Origin of the sequence: Mesobacillus sp. AQ2 (assembly GCF_030122805.1) — a bacterium.
GTDB classification, from domain to species: domain Bacteria; phylum Bacillota; class Bacilli; order Bacillales; family Cytobacillaceae; genus Mesobacillus; species Mesobacillus oceanisediminis_A.
In genome coordinates, this window is sequence record NZ_CP126080.1 from 2,883,811 (window position 1) to 2,900,116 (window position 16,306).

Sequence of the window (16,306 nt, forward strand, 5' to 3'; positions counted from 1 at the left end):
CAAGGTTCCGGCGGGAGATTTTAAAATTAATTATTTTCTTTTGCCGTTTGATAGTATATCAAAAATGTTTTTCGCATTATCCGTATTTTCGATATGGCCGTAGAAACGCTCTTTTCCAGGACCGAATGCATAAACAGGTACATCTTCCCCAGTATGTCCGCCGGTTGTCCAGCCAGTGTTTGAACGCTTGTCAAAAATCTTTTCAATAGCATTGTCAATATCCACAGGTTTTTTAGCTGCTGCAGCTTTTACAGATTCAATTTCTTCAGTTGTCAGCTCAGGCAGTCCTACAGATGTAAAGTCGATATATTTCTTCAGGGTTGCTTCTGCATCAGCGCCTTTTGATATTTCAGCCGCCATGAAATCAGGCGTACGTTTCGCAGCTCTGATTGGGGCTCCAAACCAGTTATAGATACCATTGGCACCAATTGAATATCCGCCAGTTGAGTGGTCAGCAGTCGCAACGACTAATGTATGCTTGTCCTTTTTCGCAAATTCGATAGCTGCTTTATATGCTTTCTCGAAATCTTCCATTTCACTCATTGCCGCAACAATATCATTGTCATGGCCGGCCCAGTCGATCTGGCTTCCCTCTACCATCAGGAAGAAACCATCTTTATCTTTATTCAAACGATTGATTGCCGAGTTTGTCATTTCTTCAAGAGAAGGAGTTTCTTCTCTTCGGTCGATCATTTTGTCCATTCCGCCTTCCGCAAAAAGGCCAAGAACCTTATCATTCGTATCATTAAGCATATCTTCTTTGTTGTTTACAAAGCTATAGCCATCTTTCTGGAATTCTTCAGTAAGGTTTCTGTCATTGCGCACAAAGTTGCTCAATCCGCCGCCTAGCATAACATCTATTTTATGGTCTCCATTTACCAATTCATCATAATAATCATCTGCAATTGCATTCATGTTCTTGCGGCTTTCATCATGCGCGCCAAAGGAAGCTGGTGTTGCGTGAGTAATCTCTGAAGTTGCAACAAGGCCAGTTGCCTTTCCGTTTTCCTTTGCAGCTTCAAGGACTGTCTTTACTTCAGAACCATCATTATCGACTGCAATCGCATTGTTATAAGTCTTGATCCCTGCAGACATGGCAGTTGCTGCTGAAGCAGAGTCAGTTACATTTTGTTCAGGATCTTCAGGATAAGTCATTTGGTTACCTACAAGGTACTTATCCAGTTCTGTTCTCTCTGCCTCAGGTGTATCAGGATTATCCTTCAAGTAGCGGTATGCTGATGTATAAGAGCCTCCCATTCCATCACCAACCAGGAAGATTACATTCTTAATTTCTGCACGATTATTGTTCTGGTCATTTTTTGCCTCTGCATTGAAAGTTCCTACTAAGCTGCCAAACGCCACAGTTGAAAGGACAGCGAGCGGAAGAATCTTCTTTTTAAAGTTAGCTTTATTCATTTCAAGACCTCCAGATAAGATATTTACCACGCTTCCTACTATAATGCCTGTCTATTAATCTCTTATTAACAAAATGTAAAGTTGTTTTAAGTCCTTGTAAAATCTATTTACAATCCTTCTTTTTCCAAATAAAATCCATAAAAAAAGCAGGCAAGATTACCTGCTTCTAAATCTTCTATTTTTCTTTTGCTTTCGATTCATGATCCATAGAATAGCGACTGCAGCCAAAAATGCCCCAATAATAGCATTGGCAGAAAGCAGTCCACTTTGCTTCGGCTCCTGAGTGGTTTTTTTTACTTCAGGTTTTTTTTCAATCAATGGTTTCAATTCAACCGATTGAATGGTCCTGCCATTTTCACTCTCTATATTCAAAACTCCGTCATCATCGACTACTCTCTTCCCATTTTCGATTGGTTCAGTCACAAAGAGATCCTCACCTGCTTTGAACTCGAGCTCTCCACTTGTGAAGGTTTCACCCTTTTTGATTTGTGCCGATTTATAGGAAGCAAAACCGTAATCAAATAACTTGATCGTATCCTTATAAATCTCTCTTTTGAATTCAGATTTCAGTAATACTGCAGTCAATTGCATTCGGCCATTCTCTGCCGTCGTAGCCAGCGTTTGTTTGGATTGGTCAACAAAACCTGTTTTACCGCCGGTTACTCCTTCATATGGAATTTCACCTTTTAACATTCGATGGTGGGAAAAAATCTGTGTATTCCATGACTCACCTTCCCACTTCAATTCCTTGGTCCCGAAGATCTCCCGGAAATCCTCGTTTTTCATCGCATAGTTCAGAATTAAAGCCAGATCCTTTGCAGTCGTATAGTGATTCTCGTCAAATAAGCCGTGGGGATTGACAAAATGGGTGTTTTTTACTCCGATTTCATTTTCCAGGTATTCATTAATGCTTTGGGAGTAGTTCTCCATTGTCCCATCAAGATGAATAGCAATCGCCAATGCGGCATCGTTTCCCGAATTGATCAGCATACCCTGGATCAGTTTCTTTAAAGTCACCCGTTCTCCAGGATTTAAATACACTCTCGTACCTTCGATCTCCTTGATTTTTTCACTAACGACTACCTGGTCATTCAAATTTGCACTTTCAATCGCATAAATAGCTGTGGCAATCTTTGTAAGACTGGCAGGATACATTCGTTTTTCTTCGTTTTTCCCAAACAGAATGGCACCTGACTGCGTGTCCATCAAGACAGCGGCTTCAGAGGTTAATACAGGATCATCTTCCTCCGCATGTACAAATTGCGCGAAAGAGTACATGCTTATCAGAACCGCCATTGACAATGCCAAAAGTTTTCTCATCCATAACACATCCATTTTAAAATTCTGCAATTATTTTACCAGAAACCGGCTTATAATGGTCCAGTGTTATTAATTTTTAACCCAAATGGAACAAAAGGAAACATTGGCAGGACAAAAAAGGAAGCCTCGATTTATGCGCAGACAACGACTTGTACACTTATGTGTAAAATCGACTCCACGCACAGAAAATCAGAATAGCAACCACAATAAGATACTTTTCCGTATAGAATTAGAAAAAGGGGTTTTCTTGTATTTATATTTGTGAGGAAAAATGAATATAGAAACTTGAGTTGATTGGAGTGGAAGGTGCGTAGACTCCTCCGAAAATGCTAATGCATTTCCATCGTGCGTGGGCACATTCGTTGAAGCTATTCAGTGTCCTGAGGGATCAGCATTCAGGTGAGACCCCGCAGGATCGAAGCTCCTGAAACGGAAATCAACGGACCAAATTTAGAAGCTAGTCTAAAAAAAGAGGGTGCCCAAAAGTTTATATTTTTTGAGACATCCTCTTGTTATTTACTTTGAAATCAGTGGCGAGGCTTCTTTTTTTGCTTAATGACACCTTCACGAAAGAAGAACTTTATTATAGACTATGCTTTCAAGGTATCCAACATACACTTCATCCCTCGCAAGTGCTGCTCCATACCTCCTCTTCAAGAAGCGTTCGGCTTCTGGGAAATCATTAAATGGCCCCAGGCTTTCTTCATGCTTTAGCTTTATAATATAGCGTGTTCCATCCTTAAAGATGAAAAACAAGTCCCTATCCCTATTCTCATAGAGACAGCCATTTTTAGAATCCTTTATATTATAAGTATTTTTGAATGCGTCATGTTTGATCGTTTCAAGGGGAAACACTTGATCAATATAACGTTTATAAGCCTCTCCATTTATCGTACATCCAGAAGCCTTCGCATGTCCACCGCCTCCAAATTCTCCTGCGACAGCAGAAACGTCCACATGATCATGAATTGTCCTGAAACTGATTTTCTTGCCACCTACATTTAGGATTGCTATATAATCCAGGTGTGGAAACTCCTTCCCAAGTTCATTACCCAGCTCAGAATGATAGGATTCGGCATGGACGACTCCTCCATAGAGTCCATCATGCTCCATTTGAATGATTTCCCTTTTCTTCCTCCTTATATAACGTTCGATTTTACCCTCTTCCATTTCCAATAACTTTTGCTCAAATTCATCGAATTCGAATCCATTATCTGTTTGAAGCCTGGATATCATACGTTCTTCAAATTCTTCTATAGAAACCATGAAAAATAAATCATTCAGATTTTTCGCCTTGAAATTCTGGTGAATATCCCAATCCCATGTATCATACTGGCGGACCAGCTCAACAAACTCATTAAGTGTACCGTTATCAGCCAATTGGCGTTTGTCTTTCAAGTATTCATAAACTAATGAAGACGCGCTTGTAAGTGTACCAGATTCATCTTCCACTTTTACATATCCCCAGCTATAGTCATTGAAATGCAAAGCCGTTTTATGATGGTCGATCAGGTAAGCCTTCCCTCCTTCTGATACGAAACGATTGATTCTTTCCGTTACTTCGTGGTTGACGGAAAGGTCGGTTATGTATAGATGGTCTTCCTTTTTCAAGCGCTCATTCATTCTCTCAAAATATTTCTCCACCTGAAAATTCAACCCAGATACAGAATTATAGCGGATATCCGCTTGCTCACCGAATGCAAGCCGGAATAGAATCCCACATGCCACTCCATCCAAATCATTATGTGTAAATAAACGGTACATCGTTTTCCACCTTCACTTTCCCAAGCTGTTTACTCTATAAGAGCCTAATTTATAGTCTATTGTTGGCAAGATAATCTATACAAAAGAAAATCCAAAAAATTAGACAAGTTCAACAAGGGGACGAGCATAGATATTTAAAGAGGATTATAAGGAGGTGAAAACATGCATTTCTTTGTATTTAAAAGAAGGACTTTATATTTTATTGGCCTAATTGTCTTCATTGCCATCATCGGCTCAATTTGGATGAATTTAAAACCTGAATCCACTCCAGCTATAGGCGGACAGAATGAACAAATCAGGGAAATACACCTCGTGACAGGAGAATTCAAATCGAATACCGACGATGGTAAAGAAATTGAAGCATACCGCTGGGACCCAGGTACAATCTTCGTTGAAAAAGGCGAAAAGGTAAGCCTGAAAATTCTTGGCGTGAACGGCAAGGAGCATCCTTTCATCATTGAGGGAACAGAAATCAAGGGAGTTGTAAAAAAAGGCCAAGAAACCCTTGTCCCTTTGCAATTTGACAAGGAAGGAACATACAGACTGATCTGCCTTACCCACCCTTCAGCTGAACACAACGGGCCGATGATTGCTTATATTGTAGTGGATTGAAATCCATCCGAGAACAGGAATCCGATTCCTGTTTTTTCTTTTAATTGAAGGTTGTTTTCTCATTAAAATTTAAAATTGACACAAAACATACAAATCACTATAAACACAGTGCAAACATTTCCTGATAGCATAAATACATAAACATTTTTTTATAACAGACTCTTTTAAACTTCATTTAATTATAGTACAGTTCACTTCACTTCACAGAGAAACTTCGTTAAAAACTTGTTTTAATAGTTTTGTTCATAATTTCACAAATACGTCACACTCATTCTGTTATATTCGTAGTATGATAATAGTGTGATAACTGTTATACAAACATCCACTTTAGAGGTGAACCAAAATGGAACAATGGAAAGGTTTTAAAAATGGTGCTTGGCAAGAAGAAATCAATGTTCGCGATTTTATCCTGAAGAACTTCTCTGAATATACCGGGGACTCAAGTTTCCTGGAAGGTGCCACAGAAGAAACACTCCAATTATGGCAGCAAGTAATGGAATTGACAAAACAGGAGCGCGAAAACGGCGGAATACTTGATATGGATACTGAAGTGGTTTCCACCATCACTTCACATGGCCCAGGCTATCTTGATAAAACAAAAGAAAAAGTTGTCGGTTTCCAGACAGATCAGCCATTCAAGCGCTCTATGCAGCCATTTGGAGGCATCCGCATGGCAAAGGCCGCATGCGAGGCGTATGGATACGAATTGGATAAGGAAGTTGAGAAGATATTTACTGACTTCCGTAAAACACATAACCAGGGCGTCTTCGATGTTTATACAAAAGAAATGCTCCAGGCCCGAAAAGCCGGCATCATTACCGGCTTGCCAGATGCCTATGGCCGCGGACGGATCATTGGTGACTACCGTCGTGTAGCTCTTTATGGCGTCGACTTCCTGATGGAGCAAAAGAAGAAAGACCATGGAATGACGAGCAGTGTCATGACTGAAGACACAATGCGCCTGAGAGAAGAAATCTCTGAGCAATACCGTTCATTGAATGAATTGAAGCAGCTTGCTAAGAGCTATGGATATGATATTTCCAAGCCAGCAACCAATGCAGCGGAAGCTTTTCAATGGGTCTACTTTGCATACCTTGCAGCAATCAAAGAACAGAACGGTGCAGCAATGAGCCTTGGACGTGTCGCGACCTTCCTGGATATCTATATTGAACGCGACCTCCAAAATGGAATCCTGACTGAACAAGAGGCACAGGAACTTGTCGACCATTTCGTCATGAAGCTTCGTCTCGTGAAATTTGCGCGCACGCCAGATTACAACGAGTTATTCAGCGGGGACCCTACCTGGGTAACAGAGTCAATTGGCGGTATGGCCCATACCGGGCAGTCACTTGTGACAAAGAACTCTTTCCGTTTCCTTCATACTCTTGATAATCTTGGCCCCGCACCGGAGCCTAACCTGACTGTTTTATGGTCCCCTGCCCTGCCAGAGAACTTCAAGAAATATTGTGCTGAAATGTCCATTAAAACAAGTTCAATTCAGTATGAAAACGACGATTTGATGCGCTGTGAATATGGTGATGACTATGGGATCGCCTGCTGTGTATCCGCGATGGAAATCGGCAAGCAGATGCAATTCTTCGGTGCCCGTGCCAATCTGGCAAAAGCTTTGCTTTACGCAATCAACGGCGGTGTCGATGAAAAGCTTAAGATCCAGGTTGCACCAGCCTTCGGCCCGATTACTTCTGATGTACTGGACTATAAAGAAGTAATGGAAAAATTCGATAATGTTATGGAATGGCTTGCTGGCCTTTACATCAACACTCTCAATGTTATCCACTACATGCATGACAAATACAGCTATGAACGGATTGAAATGGCTCTTCATGATACAGAAGTCCTCCGTACAATGGCAACCGGGATTGCAGGGTTAAGTGTCGTAGCGGATTCATTGAGCGCAATCAAGCATGCAAAGGTAAAAGTTATCCGTGACGAGAAGGGCATTGCAGTTGACTTTGAAACAGAAGGCGATTTCCCTAAATACGGCAACAACGATGACCGTGTCGACAGCATTGCTGTAGGGCTTGTCAAGAGCTTCATGACAAAACTGCGCAAGCACCCGACATATCGCAACTCTGTCCATACTATGTCGATTCTTACCATTACTTCAAACGTTGTATATGGCAAGAAGACTGGCAATACACCAGATGGCCGCCGCGCAGGCGAACCATTTGCACCAGGTGCCAATCCAATGCACGGCCGCGATACTAAAGGTACGCTTGCTTCCCTCTCATCAGTGGCTAAGCTTCCATACAGCTATGCAATGGACGGCATTTCCAATACTTTCTCCATCGTACCAAAAGCACTTGGTAAAGATGAAGAAAGCAGAACGAACAATCTTGTATCCATCCTTGACGGATATGCAATTAAGGATGGACATCACTTAAACGTCAACGTATTCAACAGGGAAACACTTTTAAACGCAATGGAACATCCTGAGGAGTACCCTCAGTTGACAATCCGTGTTTCTGGATACGCAGTGAACTTCATCAAGCTGACACGTGAGCAGCAGATGGATGTCATTAACCGTACTTTCCATGAAACAATGTAGACATCAATCGTGAACTGAACAGGAGCTGCCCTCCCTGGTGGCGGGTCCTCCTGTTTTATTGAAAGGAGAAATCATCATGAACGGAAACATTCATTCTATCGAAACCTTCGGAACTGTAGACGGACCCGGAATCCGCTATGTCATCTTCACGCAGGGGTGCCTGCTGCGCTGCCAGTTCTGCCATAACGCAGATACGTGGGAAATTGGCACAGGCAAACAAATGTCTGTTTCCGAAATCATTGATGATTTGAAGTCTTATCTGCCTTTCATTGAAGCCTCTGGTGGCGGAATCACAGTGAGCGGAGGAGAGCCTCTGTTGCAAATCCCCTTCATCACTGAGCTTTTCAAGGAGTGCAAAAAACTCGGACTGCATACTGCCATTGATTCTTCAGGCGGGTGTTACTCAAGCGCTCCCCTTTTCCAGGAACAGCTTGCCGAACTTTTGCGCTATACTGATTTGGTCCTTCTGGACTTAAAACATATTAACAGAAAGAAACATATTAAGCTGACAGGCATGGCGAATGAACATATTCTCGATTTCGCCCGCTACTTATCACAGCACAACGTCCCTATCTGGATCCGGCACGTACTTGTACCCGGGGTGACCAATGAAATTGATGACCTCACCGAGCTGGGGGCGTTCATAGGCACTTTGGAAAACGTACGCAAACTGGAAGTACTGCCTTACCACAAACTTGGGGTGTACAAATGGGAGGCACTGGGACTTGAATATCCGCTAAATGATGTGGAACCTCCATCAGATGATGAGGTCGAGCGTGCTTATAGACTACTAACAGCCAAGACAGCCTTAAAATGACAGCAGGAATTCTTTCCTGCTGTTTTTTCTGCATAGGTTCTTGATATTTCTCTAGTATCATTATGTTAATACATTTATTGGAGGATTTATTGATGTATCAATTGCTTTCGGAAATCAGCAACTATTTAAGCGGACCTTTTTTTACTCTGGTGAATCAGACAGAACAAATCCCCATACTCGCAAGCTTCCTGCTGGGACTTGTAGGTGCTCTTGCTCCATGTCAGCTCTCAGCCAATATAGGTGCCATCACGTACTATGGCAATCGCAGCTTGCAGGCGAAGAGCCATTGGACGGAAATGTCCTTTTTCATACTCGGCAAAATCACGGTCTTTTCTTTGCTGGGGCTTGCCGTTTGGCTAGTTGGAAATGGTTTTCAGCAAATGCTTCCAGAATTCTTTTCCTGGTTCCGCAAATTGATGGGCCCTCTATTCATTCTAATTGGCCTATCTCTTATAGGCCTCTTCGCATTCAATTGGATCAGCCGCTTAACATCTTTCCTGCCTGAATGGGGAGGCAGAGGCAAGACAGGTTCGTTTTTAATGGGGGTAAGCTTTTCCATCGCATTCTGCCCAACCATGTTTTCACTATTCTTCTTCACTCTCATGCCCATTGTGCTCAGTTCATCATATGGCGCAGTACTGCCGGCCGTTTTTGGAGCAGGCACCTCAATCCCGCTGATTATATTTGCCGCAATCATCTCCTTCATGGGACTTGATGGTTCATTAATGAAAAAAAGCCGCAAAATAGGAGCTATGGTGCAAACTTCTGCAGGATATATTTTAATCTTGGTCGGAATCATGGATACTTTGACTTATTGGGTATAAAATTCACAGCAAAAAGGCCGACGTTCAAGTCAGCCTTCTTTTTCATGAGACAAATTCACTAAAGCCTCAGTCAGCTCTTTTCGTTCTTTTTCCGCTGTTTCCGAAGAAATGATCTCTTCCATTGACAGTTTATCAACAGCCTCATGTTCTGCATAGAAAACAACTCTACGCAATGTTTCGGTTTGCTTCTCTTTCAGTTCAGGCTTCCTTCGGTACAATTCTTCCATTTCGGCAATTGCAATTTCCAGCTTCTGTTGATACTTTTGGACATACTCATCCGTAATTGTCTTTGTCAGATAGTATCTTCCTTTTGCTTCCATCATTTCTTTCATCGCCGTTTCATATCTGTGAATTTTTGAAAGCAGCTGTTCATATTCAAAATATACTTCTTCTTTTTTGTTGATCCCAAGGAAAGAAATGAGAGGTTTAATGGTCCAGCCTTGAACGACAAGTGAAAAGAGTACAACACTGAAGGCCAGGATCAATAGTTCCTCTCTCCCCTGGAAGTCCCTCGGCAGACTCAAAACAAGGGCGATTGATAATGAACCCTTTAGCCCTCCCCAATTTAAAATATGTTTCCAATTCATGCTGAAATCCCTGATGACAGACATGCTGGCATACACAGCTACACTACGGGCAATAAGAACAAGGATAATGGCAATGAAAATTATTTCCCACTTATCCTGCATATCGATTCTTGTTATCTCCAGCCCGATCATCAAGAACACAATCGAATTCGCCAAAAGGGCAGCAACATCCCAAAAATTGTTAATATTCAATTTTGTAGTCGGTGTCATTCCTATGCTAGAACCGAAATTCCCGAAGATTAACGCTGCAACCACAACCGCTATAACACCAGAAGCATGTACGCTTTCTGCTATCAAAAAAGATCCATAAAATAAGAGGATGCTGAAAATAATTTCTAATGGATAATCATCAAAATACTTCGTCAAAAGGGAAAAACCATATCCCAGTGCACCACCGATGATCAGCCCGAGTGAAACGACCCTGATAAAATCCCATAGTCCCATGCCAAGTCCAGACCACCCGGCGTCCAGATATGTAATCAATGATAAGGCAGATATTTTGAAAAGTACTACTGCCAGCCCATCATTGAACAAGCTTTCTCCTTCAATGACGACTGCAAGCCGCTTTTTCACGCCCACGCTTTTAAAAATGGAAAGGACACTTACTGGGTCCGTTGCACTCATCAATGCTCCAAAAACAAATGCAGCAGGCAGCGAAAGCCCAAGAAAATAGTGTGCTGTAAATCCTATCAGCAGAAATGAAAGTAGTGTACCTCCAAATGCCAATGCAAGGATCGGTTCTTTGTTTTCCTTCAAATGAGAAAATGGCAGTTTTAATGCTGCTTCCCCAAGCAGTGCAGGAAGAAATAATGTAATGATGACGAAATTAAAAATTTCCCCTTCTGTAATGAACATCTTCAATGGTTCAAGTAAAGGTATATTCAACAATCCAATTATTGCACCAACGATAACCAGGGCAATAGGATAAGGCTGTTTAACTTTCTTGGCTATCGCTGTGATTCCCGCTGCAATTAAGATTAAAAAGAATCCAGTCTGAAATATTTCATGCAAATTCACTTCTTCCAATACAATCACTCCAATCTCTTCCACTACTTCTAATTTCCCCTATTTCTATCCTTATAAAAACTTTTATAGAAATTCCAAAAAAAATCAAAAAAACCATGGGGTTTTCCCATGGTTGTAATCTATGCAATATTCATATTTTCCTTATACCCTGGCTCACAATACAGGCACACGGCATCTTCGTAATCCTCAGTATTGACATCTTCAGGGTTATACTCGATTCCACATAAGTCGCACTCTACCATTTCTCCCTCTGAATCTTCAGCCGCTTCCGGGATTGCGTCATTCACCTTCAGTTCACCTACCCAGACACCACTGATTGTCGACATTTCATTTTCAATATATTCATTCGCTGCTTCTTCTGTTTCCCATACACCATGGTCCCAGAGCATTTCGTCAGCGTCACCTGCATTGACCATTAATCCGTATACTATTTTCATATTTGCTGCCCCTTTCGATTTGGGAAGTTTGTTCTATATAATTAGCCCCTCCTTTCACTCTTGAAACCTCCAGTATATGGAAATCGGAACTTTTTCCATTTTATTTCGTATATATACTGATTGTTAAAAACAGGATTTTAAAATATACTTGATTAATGAAAGAGAAGAGGTGATGGCATGCTTATGGAAATTTACGCTCAGTCGATCGAAGCAACGGCAATGTATAGTGTTTATTTAACACTGCTCATCAGCATGTCAATGTCCGTCTTATGGGCATTAGGTGACACCTCTTATATCGAATCTTGTTATTTGCAGATCAAACTTAAGCCATCCGTTTCTGAAAAAGCGTTTAAAAATAAAGCTGAACTCGGAACGAGATTTCAGCTTCTGATCCTTAAGCGGATTAAAATAAAGATAGATCCAGGTGATGAAGACAGCATTTTTCTCCTTATGTGAACAACTTGAAAATTAGGAGGAGAAAAATGAAAAATCGATTCACCATAATGATAGTACTTCTATTATCGACACTATTAACTGGTTGCCAGGCTATGACAAGCGAGGGATCTTTTTTCCAGACAACATTTATCAATCCATTCGCTTGGCTGATCCACTTTTTTGCAAGCATTACAGGAGGAAGTTATGGCCTTGCGATTATCTTGATTACAATGCTCATTAGACTCGCGCTCATGCCTCTTATGCTTAGACAGTATAAGAACCAGCAGAATATGAAAGAAAAAATGGAAATACTGAAGCCTGAAATGGACGAAATACAAAAGAAACTTAAACAAACAAAGGATCCTGCCGAACAAAGGAAGCTACAGCAGGAAATGATGGGCCTTTACCAAAAACACGGGGTGAACCCACTATCTGTCGGCTGTCTGCCAATGCTCATTCAGATGCCAATCCTGATGGGGTTATACTATGCTATCCGCGGATCTGCTGAAATAGCCAGCCACTCTTTCCTCTGGTTCAATCTCGGGCATTCTGATATATGGATCACAGCAGCAGCCGGAATCATCTATTACCTGCAGTTTAAGGTATCGATGTCAAATGTTACAGAGGATCAAAAAAAGCAAATGAAACTAATGGGGCTCATGTCACCAGTTATGATCGTAATGTTTTCATTAAATGCACCATCCGCACTTCCCCTTTACTGGACGGTAGGCGGGATTTTCCTTATTGCACAAACACTCCTTGGGAGAAAGATTTATGGCAAGAAAGAAAATACCATTAAAGTTGAACACCAGCTTTAAAATCTGAATGGCCCGGGATTGACTTTCCTGGGCTTTTCTTATGCCCATATACCCTTTTCTGAGAAGTGGAATAATATGGTTGACACCTGCGGATTTATGGAGTTATACTTTTACTTAATAAAAACCGAAGGGAATGGTAAAGAGCCGATGAAATACTAATCTTATTTTCTGCCCGATTTTTCTAATACGAAAAACGCGTGCCTGGAGATAGGATTAGTCTGCCCAATTTGCCATTCCTCGTCGATTTATACGTCCAAACAAGCATGAAGCCCAACAGGGGCATCCATGTCTATTTCGGCGTTGAATCTGTCTGAATGCCAAGCAGAACCTTCCAGGACACCTGGGGGGTTTTTTTAATGGATATCATACTCACCTTCAATCATTAATCACAAAATGAAAGGTGGAATATTATTATGGCAATCATGAAAATAAGAGGAATTCAGAAAAGCTTTAATGAAAGAATAGTGATCCAAAAAGCGGAGTTTGATATAAAACAAGACAGCCGGATCGGCCTGGTAGGCAGCAATGGGGCCGGCAAAACAACATTGGCCAATCTAATCAATGGTGAATTCCCCGCTGATAAAGGGAGCATCGAAACGTTTAACGGCGCTCTAAAAATCGGCTATTTAAAACAATCTACAGAGCAAGCATTCCTTGAAACAGAAGATGCATATCCCCTGGCGGAAAATGGCCTCTTCCATCATTCAAGCCAATTAGGACTCACAAAGGAAGTTGATGTGTTCAATCGAAATTGGAGCAATTTAAGCGGCGGTGAAAAGCTGAAACTTTCGCTTGCTGGTGTCTGGGCCAGCAGGCCAGAAATGCTCATACTGGATGAGCCGACTAATCACCTTGACCTTCAGGGCGTTGAATGGCTGATTGAGGAACTAAGAGCTTTCAAAGGAGCCATTGTAATTATTTCTCACGATCGATATTTCCTGGACAGAACCGTTTCAGAAATCATTGAAATGGAAGATGGCATAACCAAATCATTCACTGGCAATTATTCAGCTTACCGTCAGGAAAAGGAAAGATTGTATCAAGTTCAGCTGCATCAATACGAATTGCAGCAAAAACACAAACAGCAGATCCAGCAGCAAATTGCCAACCTCAAGGGCTGGTCTGAAAAAGCGCATCGGGATTCGACGAAACAAGGTACAGCTTCGGAAAGAAGGCAGATTGGCTATAAGGAATACCATCGGATGAAGGCAAAGAAGATGGATAATCAAATAAAATCCAAGATGAAGCGCCTGAACCAGGAACTTGAAAAGGGGGAAGTAAAACAGCCTAAAGAGGAATCCAGGGTACAGTTTGAATTCCAGGACAGACGAAAACGGGGGAAACGGATTATTGAAGCCGCTGCCCTGTCAAAGTATTTTGGCCATCGCTGTTTGTTTGATAAAAGCTATTTTTATGTGAATCATGGTGAAAAAATGGGATTGGTCGGCCAAAACGGTAGCGGCAAAACCACCATGATGAAAATATTGCTTGGTCAAGAAAACGCATCTTCAGGTGATGTTTGGCTCAGTGAATCTCTGAAAATTGGCTATCTAAGCCAGGATGTTTCTGACCTCCCTGCTGAAAAAACGGCAATGGAATACACAGGACTTACAGACCGCGAAGCAATCGGCAGAGCGAGAACGATTTTTGCTAATATCGGTCTCCACGAAGAAAAGCTTAACGTTCCAATCGGTCAATTAAGTCTTGGAGAGAGGACAAGAGTGAAGCTTGTCATGATGCTTCTTGAAGAACTCGATTTGCTGGTCCTGGACGAACCGACTAATCATCTCGACCTTGCGAGCAGGGAGAGCCTCGAAAAAACTTTATTGGATTTTCAAGGGTCGCTTCTGGTTGTTTCACATGATGTTTATTTCCTAGAGAAGATCACCGAAAAACTATTGGTGATTGAAAATGGGAAAATAACCAGAAAGGAATTTGGCATGCGGGAGTATAATGAGGCAAACACACGCAAGGATAACGATAAGGAAAAAGCAGAACAACTGATGGTCCTCCAGAATGAAATCAATGCTATTATCGGCAGGCTTTCCTACATGACTAAAGATGAGCCCGGTTACGAAGAACTCGACCAGAAGCTTGCAGAGCTATTTAGGAAGAAAAGGGAATTGGCGTAAACCATTAAATGACAAAAAAGCACCATTTGGTGCTTTTTTGCTTGTGCACACTCCCTATGAATAAGCCTTCAGAGAATCAGAACTGCCAGCGCCATCTATTTCATCTTGTCCAGCAGCATAGGTTTCAACTTTAACCACTCATCTTTGATGATACTGAAGACAACGGTATCCCTTACAAAGCCATCGGCGATGATACGATGTTTCCGAAGTACACCTTCTTTATTGGCACCGAGACGGGCAATTGCAGCTTGGGAACGTACATTCCTTGAATCAGTGCAAAATTGCACCCTGTTTACATCGAGATTTTCAAACGCATACTGAAGCATCAGGAATTTTGTTTCTGTATTCACTCTTGTTCTCCAGTAATCTGGATTGTACCAGGTCCAGCCTATTTCCAATGATTTATTTACCTTGGAAAGATCAAGATACCTTGAGCTGCCAATGATTTTATCTGTTTGTTTCTCTACTACCGTGAATGGAATTTGTGTCCCTTCACCCTTTGCTATCATCGCGGCCTCGATAACTTTTTTCATATCTTCCTTGCTTTGGATTTTTGATGCTGTAAATTCCCAGATTGACTGATTCTTGCCCGCTTCCCATAAGTCATCCAGCTGGTCGGGTTTCATAAGGATCAGTCTTACTGTTTCTCCTTCAAGCGTGAGCCTATCGTCCATCTTCCCCACTCCCTAGCGATCTGTATTTCATAATCATATCATTGAATAATATGTTCCAGGAGGGTTTTTTCAAAGTTTTCTATTAAATCTTGTATTCGTGAAACAAGCACTTTGCATATCTTATTTACAAACAGAAACTGCCCAGTAAACTGGGCAGCCATTGTCTTACTTCACTTCTTCAAAATACTCTTTATAATATCCGCCAACTTTACCGGAATTGTCGACAATGAAGTAAAACTCTTCCGTTTCATTTTTCACGTCATACATTTTTCCTGTTGTCAGCTTTTGATCGACGATGTATTTTTTTGCATTCGTATGAACGCATTTAAGTTTCTTTATCGTTTCACGTTCATGCCAGTTTGTATGGATCATCCTATGCCACTTCCCTTAATTGAATTTCATACTATATAGTATAAGGATAAGGTGATCGAAAAGGCAATACTCAGCTGGCATTCGCTGCATCACCAGCAACGCGCAACCCGCGGATTTCTGATTTATCAAATGTCATGGTTTCACCTGTAATCACATTTTTCAGCGTTATATAACAAACATCACAAATGATATCTTTTCGAATATATTGTAAGAAAGATAGCCGTTCATTCTTATAAATCAGCTCATAAAAATCTGTTTTGGAAAATCCCTTCATGTTAACCCCTCTTTCCAGGATGTTTTCATCTTGGTGTTTGGCTGTGAGTATCTATACCACCATCAAGACTTGTATTAAACATCCGGCGAAAAAGGTAAATTTTTCTTAAGATTTGCACTTGTTTTTGTACAGGCTCTTTTTTAAAAATTGGCTCTGTTTAACAAGGCTGTTGATTTTTGTTCCAGGCGCTTCGCTTTCCGCTGGAAGAGTATGAAAAAGACCAATTGCC

Annotated in this window: 15 protein-coding genes; 7 read left to right on the forward strand and 8 right to left on the reverse strand. The window is 41.4% G+C overall.

Annotation, left to right across the window (positions count from 1 at the left end):
• Nucleotides 1-30: 30 nt before the first annotated feature.
• From QNH36_RS14485 to QNH36_RS14495, 3 genes are all read right to left on the reverse strand, one after another.
• Nucleotides 31-1,416, reverse strand: coding sequence for an alkaline phosphatase (locus QNH36_RS14485; RefSeq protein ID WP_144479688.1), 1,386 nt, complete (start codon nucleotides 1,414-1,416; stop codon nucleotides 31-33).
• A gap of 156 nt (nucleotides 1,417-1,572) precedes the next feature.
• The gene (locus QNH36_RS14490) at nucleotides 1,573-2,736 is read right to left on the reverse strand and encodes a D-alanyl-D-alanine carboxypeptidase family protein (protein WP_251540496.1); all 1,164 of its coding nucleotides are present in this window, start codon (nucleotides 2,734-2,736) and stop codon (nucleotides 1,573-1,575) included.
• A 564-nt stretch (nucleotides 2,737-3,300) separates the two neighbouring features.
• Entirely contained in the window at nucleotides 3,301-4,500 is a 1,200-nt protein-coding gene (locus QNH36_RS14495; protein WP_144479692.1) for a DHH family phosphoesterase, read from the reverse strand.
• Between the two features lie 162 nt (nucleotides 4,501-4,662).
• Between QNH36_RS14495 and QNH36_RS14500 the strand changes: the two genes are divergently transcribed.
• From QNH36_RS14500 to QNH36_RS14515, 4 genes are all read left to right on the forward strand, one after another.
• Nucleotides 4,663-5,112 carry a cupredoxin domain-containing protein gene (locus tag QNH36_RS14500; protein ID WP_251540497.1) on the forward strand — a complete coding sequence of 150 codons (450 nt, stop codon included), beginning with the start codon at nucleotides 4,663-4,665 and terminating at the stop codon, nucleotides 5,110-5,112.
• Nucleotides 5,113-5,455: 343 nt separating this feature from the next.
• A complete protein-coding gene (gene pflB, locus QNH36_RS14505) occupies nucleotides 5,456-7,681 on the forward strand; it encodes a formate C-acetyltransferase (protein ID WP_251540499.1) in 2,226 nt (741 codons plus the stop codon).
• Between the two features lie 76 nt (nucleotides 7,682-7,757).
• Nucleotides 7,758-8,498 carry a pyruvate formate-lyase-activating protein gene (gene pflA / locus QNH36_RS14510; RefSeq protein ID WP_251540501.1) on the forward strand — a complete coding sequence of 247 codons (741 nt, stop codon included), beginning with the start codon at nucleotides 7,758-7,760 and terminating at the stop codon, nucleotides 8,496-8,498.
• A 92-nt stretch (nucleotides 8,499-8,590) separates the two neighbouring features.
• Nucleotides 8,591-9,322 (forward strand): urease accessory protein UreH domain-containing protein, encoded by a 732-nt coding sequence (locus QNH36_RS14515; RefSeq protein WP_144479699.1) that lies wholly within the window; start codon nucleotides 8,591-8,593, stop codon nucleotides 9,320-9,322.
• A 29-nt stretch (nucleotides 9,323-9,351) separates the two neighbouring features.
• On the opposite strand, the gene QNH36_RS14520 is transcribed toward QNH36_RS14515, so the two are convergent.
• A complete protein-coding gene (locus QNH36_RS14520; protein ID WP_283905422.1) occupies nucleotides 9,352-10,935 on the reverse strand; it encodes a cation:proton antiporter in 1,584 nt (527 codons plus the stop codon).
• Between the two features lie 119 nt (nucleotides 10,936-11,054).
• Nucleotides 11,055-11,372 (reverse strand): hypothetical protein, encoded by a 318-nt coding sequence (locus tag QNH36_RS14525; RefSeq protein WP_144479701.1) that lies wholly within the window; start codon nucleotides 11,370-11,372, stop codon nucleotides 11,055-11,057.
• 177 nt (nucleotides 11,373-11,549) lie between these two features.
• Here QNH36_RS14525 and QNH36_RS14530 point away from each other — a divergent pair, with 177 nt between their 5' ends.
• The 3 genes from QNH36_RS14530 to abc-f all read left to right on the forward strand — a co-directional run bounded on the left by QNH36_RS14530 (nucleotide 11,550) and on the right by abc-f (nucleotide 14,757).
• Nucleotides 11,550-11,828, forward strand: coding sequence for a hypothetical protein (locus QNH36_RS14530; RefSeq protein WP_144479703.1), 279 nt, complete (start codon nucleotides 11,550-11,552; stop codon nucleotides 11,826-11,828).
• Nucleotides 11,829-11,854: 26 nt separating this feature from the next.
• Entirely contained in the window at nucleotides 11,855-12,625 is a 771-nt protein-coding gene (yidC, locus tag QNH36_RS14535; RefSeq protein WP_144479705.1) for a membrane protein insertase YidC, read from the forward strand.
• A gap of 413 nt (nucleotides 12,626-13,038) precedes the next feature.
• The gene (gene abc-f, locus QNH36_RS14540) at nucleotides 13,039-14,757 is read left to right on the forward strand and encodes a ribosomal protection-like ABC-F family protein (protein ID WP_283903705.1); all 1,719 of its coding nucleotides are present in this window, start codon (nucleotides 13,039-13,041) and stop codon (nucleotides 14,755-14,757) included.
• A gap of 95 nt (nucleotides 14,758-14,852) precedes the next feature.
• Here the strand turns inward: abc-f and QNH36_RS14545 are convergent, their stop codons facing one another.
• From QNH36_RS14545 to QNH36_RS14555, 3 genes are all read right to left on the reverse strand, one after another.
• Complete coding sequence (locus QNH36_RS14545) at nucleotides 14,853-15,431, reverse strand: GNAT family N-acetyltransferase (protein ID WP_251540506.1); 579 nt, start codon at nucleotides 15,429-15,431, stop codon at nucleotides 14,853-14,855.
• Nucleotides 15,432-15,596: 165 nt separating this feature from the next.
• The gene (locus QNH36_RS14550; protein ID WP_251540508.1) at nucleotides 15,597-15,803 is read right to left on the reverse strand and encodes a DUF6501 family protein; all 207 of its coding nucleotides are present in this window, start codon (nucleotides 15,801-15,803) and stop codon (nucleotides 15,597-15,599) included.
• Between the two features lie 70 nt (nucleotides 15,804-15,873).
• Nucleotides 15,874-16,077 (reverse strand): hypothetical protein, encoded by a 204-nt coding sequence (locus QNH36_RS14555; protein ID WP_144479713.1) that lies wholly within the window; start codon nucleotides 16,075-16,077, stop codon nucleotides 15,874-15,876.
• Nucleotides 16,078-16,306 lie beyond the last annotated feature (229 nt).

Coding starts and splice junctions, on each gene's coding strand:
- QNH36_RS14485 (WP_144479688.1), bottom strand. CDS start 1,416: ATGAATAAAGCTAACTTTAAAAAGAAGATTCTTCCGCTCGCTGTCCTT.
- QNH36_RS14490 (WP_251540496.1), bottom strand. CDS start 2,736: ATGAGAAAACTTTTGGCATTGTCAATGGCGGTTCTGATAAGCATGTAC.
- QNH36_RS14495 (WP_144479692.1), bottom strand. CDS start 4,500: ATGTACCGTTTATTTACACATAATGATTTGGATGGAGTGGCATGTGGG.
- QNH36_RS14500 (WP_251540497.1), top strand. CDS start 4,663: ATGCATTTCTTTGTATTTAAAAGAAGGACTTTATATTTTATTGGCCTA.
- pflB (WP_251540499.1), top strand. CDS start 5,456: ATGGAACAATGGAAAGGTTTTAAAAATGGTGCTTGGCAAGAAGAAATC.
- pflA (WP_251540501.1), top strand. CDS start 7,758: ATGAACGGAAACATTCATTCTATCGAAACCTTCGGAACTGTAGACGGA.
- QNH36_RS14515 (WP_144479699.1), top strand. CDS start 8,591: ATGTATCAATTGCTTTCGGAAATCAGCAACTATTTAAGCGGACCTTTT.
- QNH36_RS14525 (WP_144479701.1), bottom strand. CDS start 11,372: ATGAAAATAGTATACGGATTAATGGTCAATGCAGGTGACGCTGACGAA.
- QNH36_RS14530 (WP_144479703.1), top strand. CDS start 11,550: ATGCTTATGGAAATTTACGCTCAGTCGATCGAAGCAACGGCAATGTAT.
- yidC (WP_144479705.1), top strand. CDS start 11,855: ATGAAAAATCGATTCACCATAATGATAGTACTTCTATTATCGACACTA.
- abc-f (WP_283903705.1), top strand. CDS start 13,039: ATGGCAATCATGAAAATAAGAGGAATTCAGAAAAGCTTTAATGAAAGA.
- QNH36_RS14545 (WP_251540506.1), bottom strand. CDS start 15,431: ATGGACGATAGGCTCACGCTTGAAGGAGAAACAGTAAGACTGATCCTT.
- QNH36_RS14550 (WP_251540508.1), bottom strand. CDS start 15,803: ATGATCCATACAAACTGGCATGAACGTGAAACGATAAAGAAACTTAAA.
- QNH36_RS14555 (WP_144479713.1), bottom strand. CDS start 16,077: ATGAAGGGATTTTCCAAAACAGATTTTTATGAGCTGATTTATAAGAAT.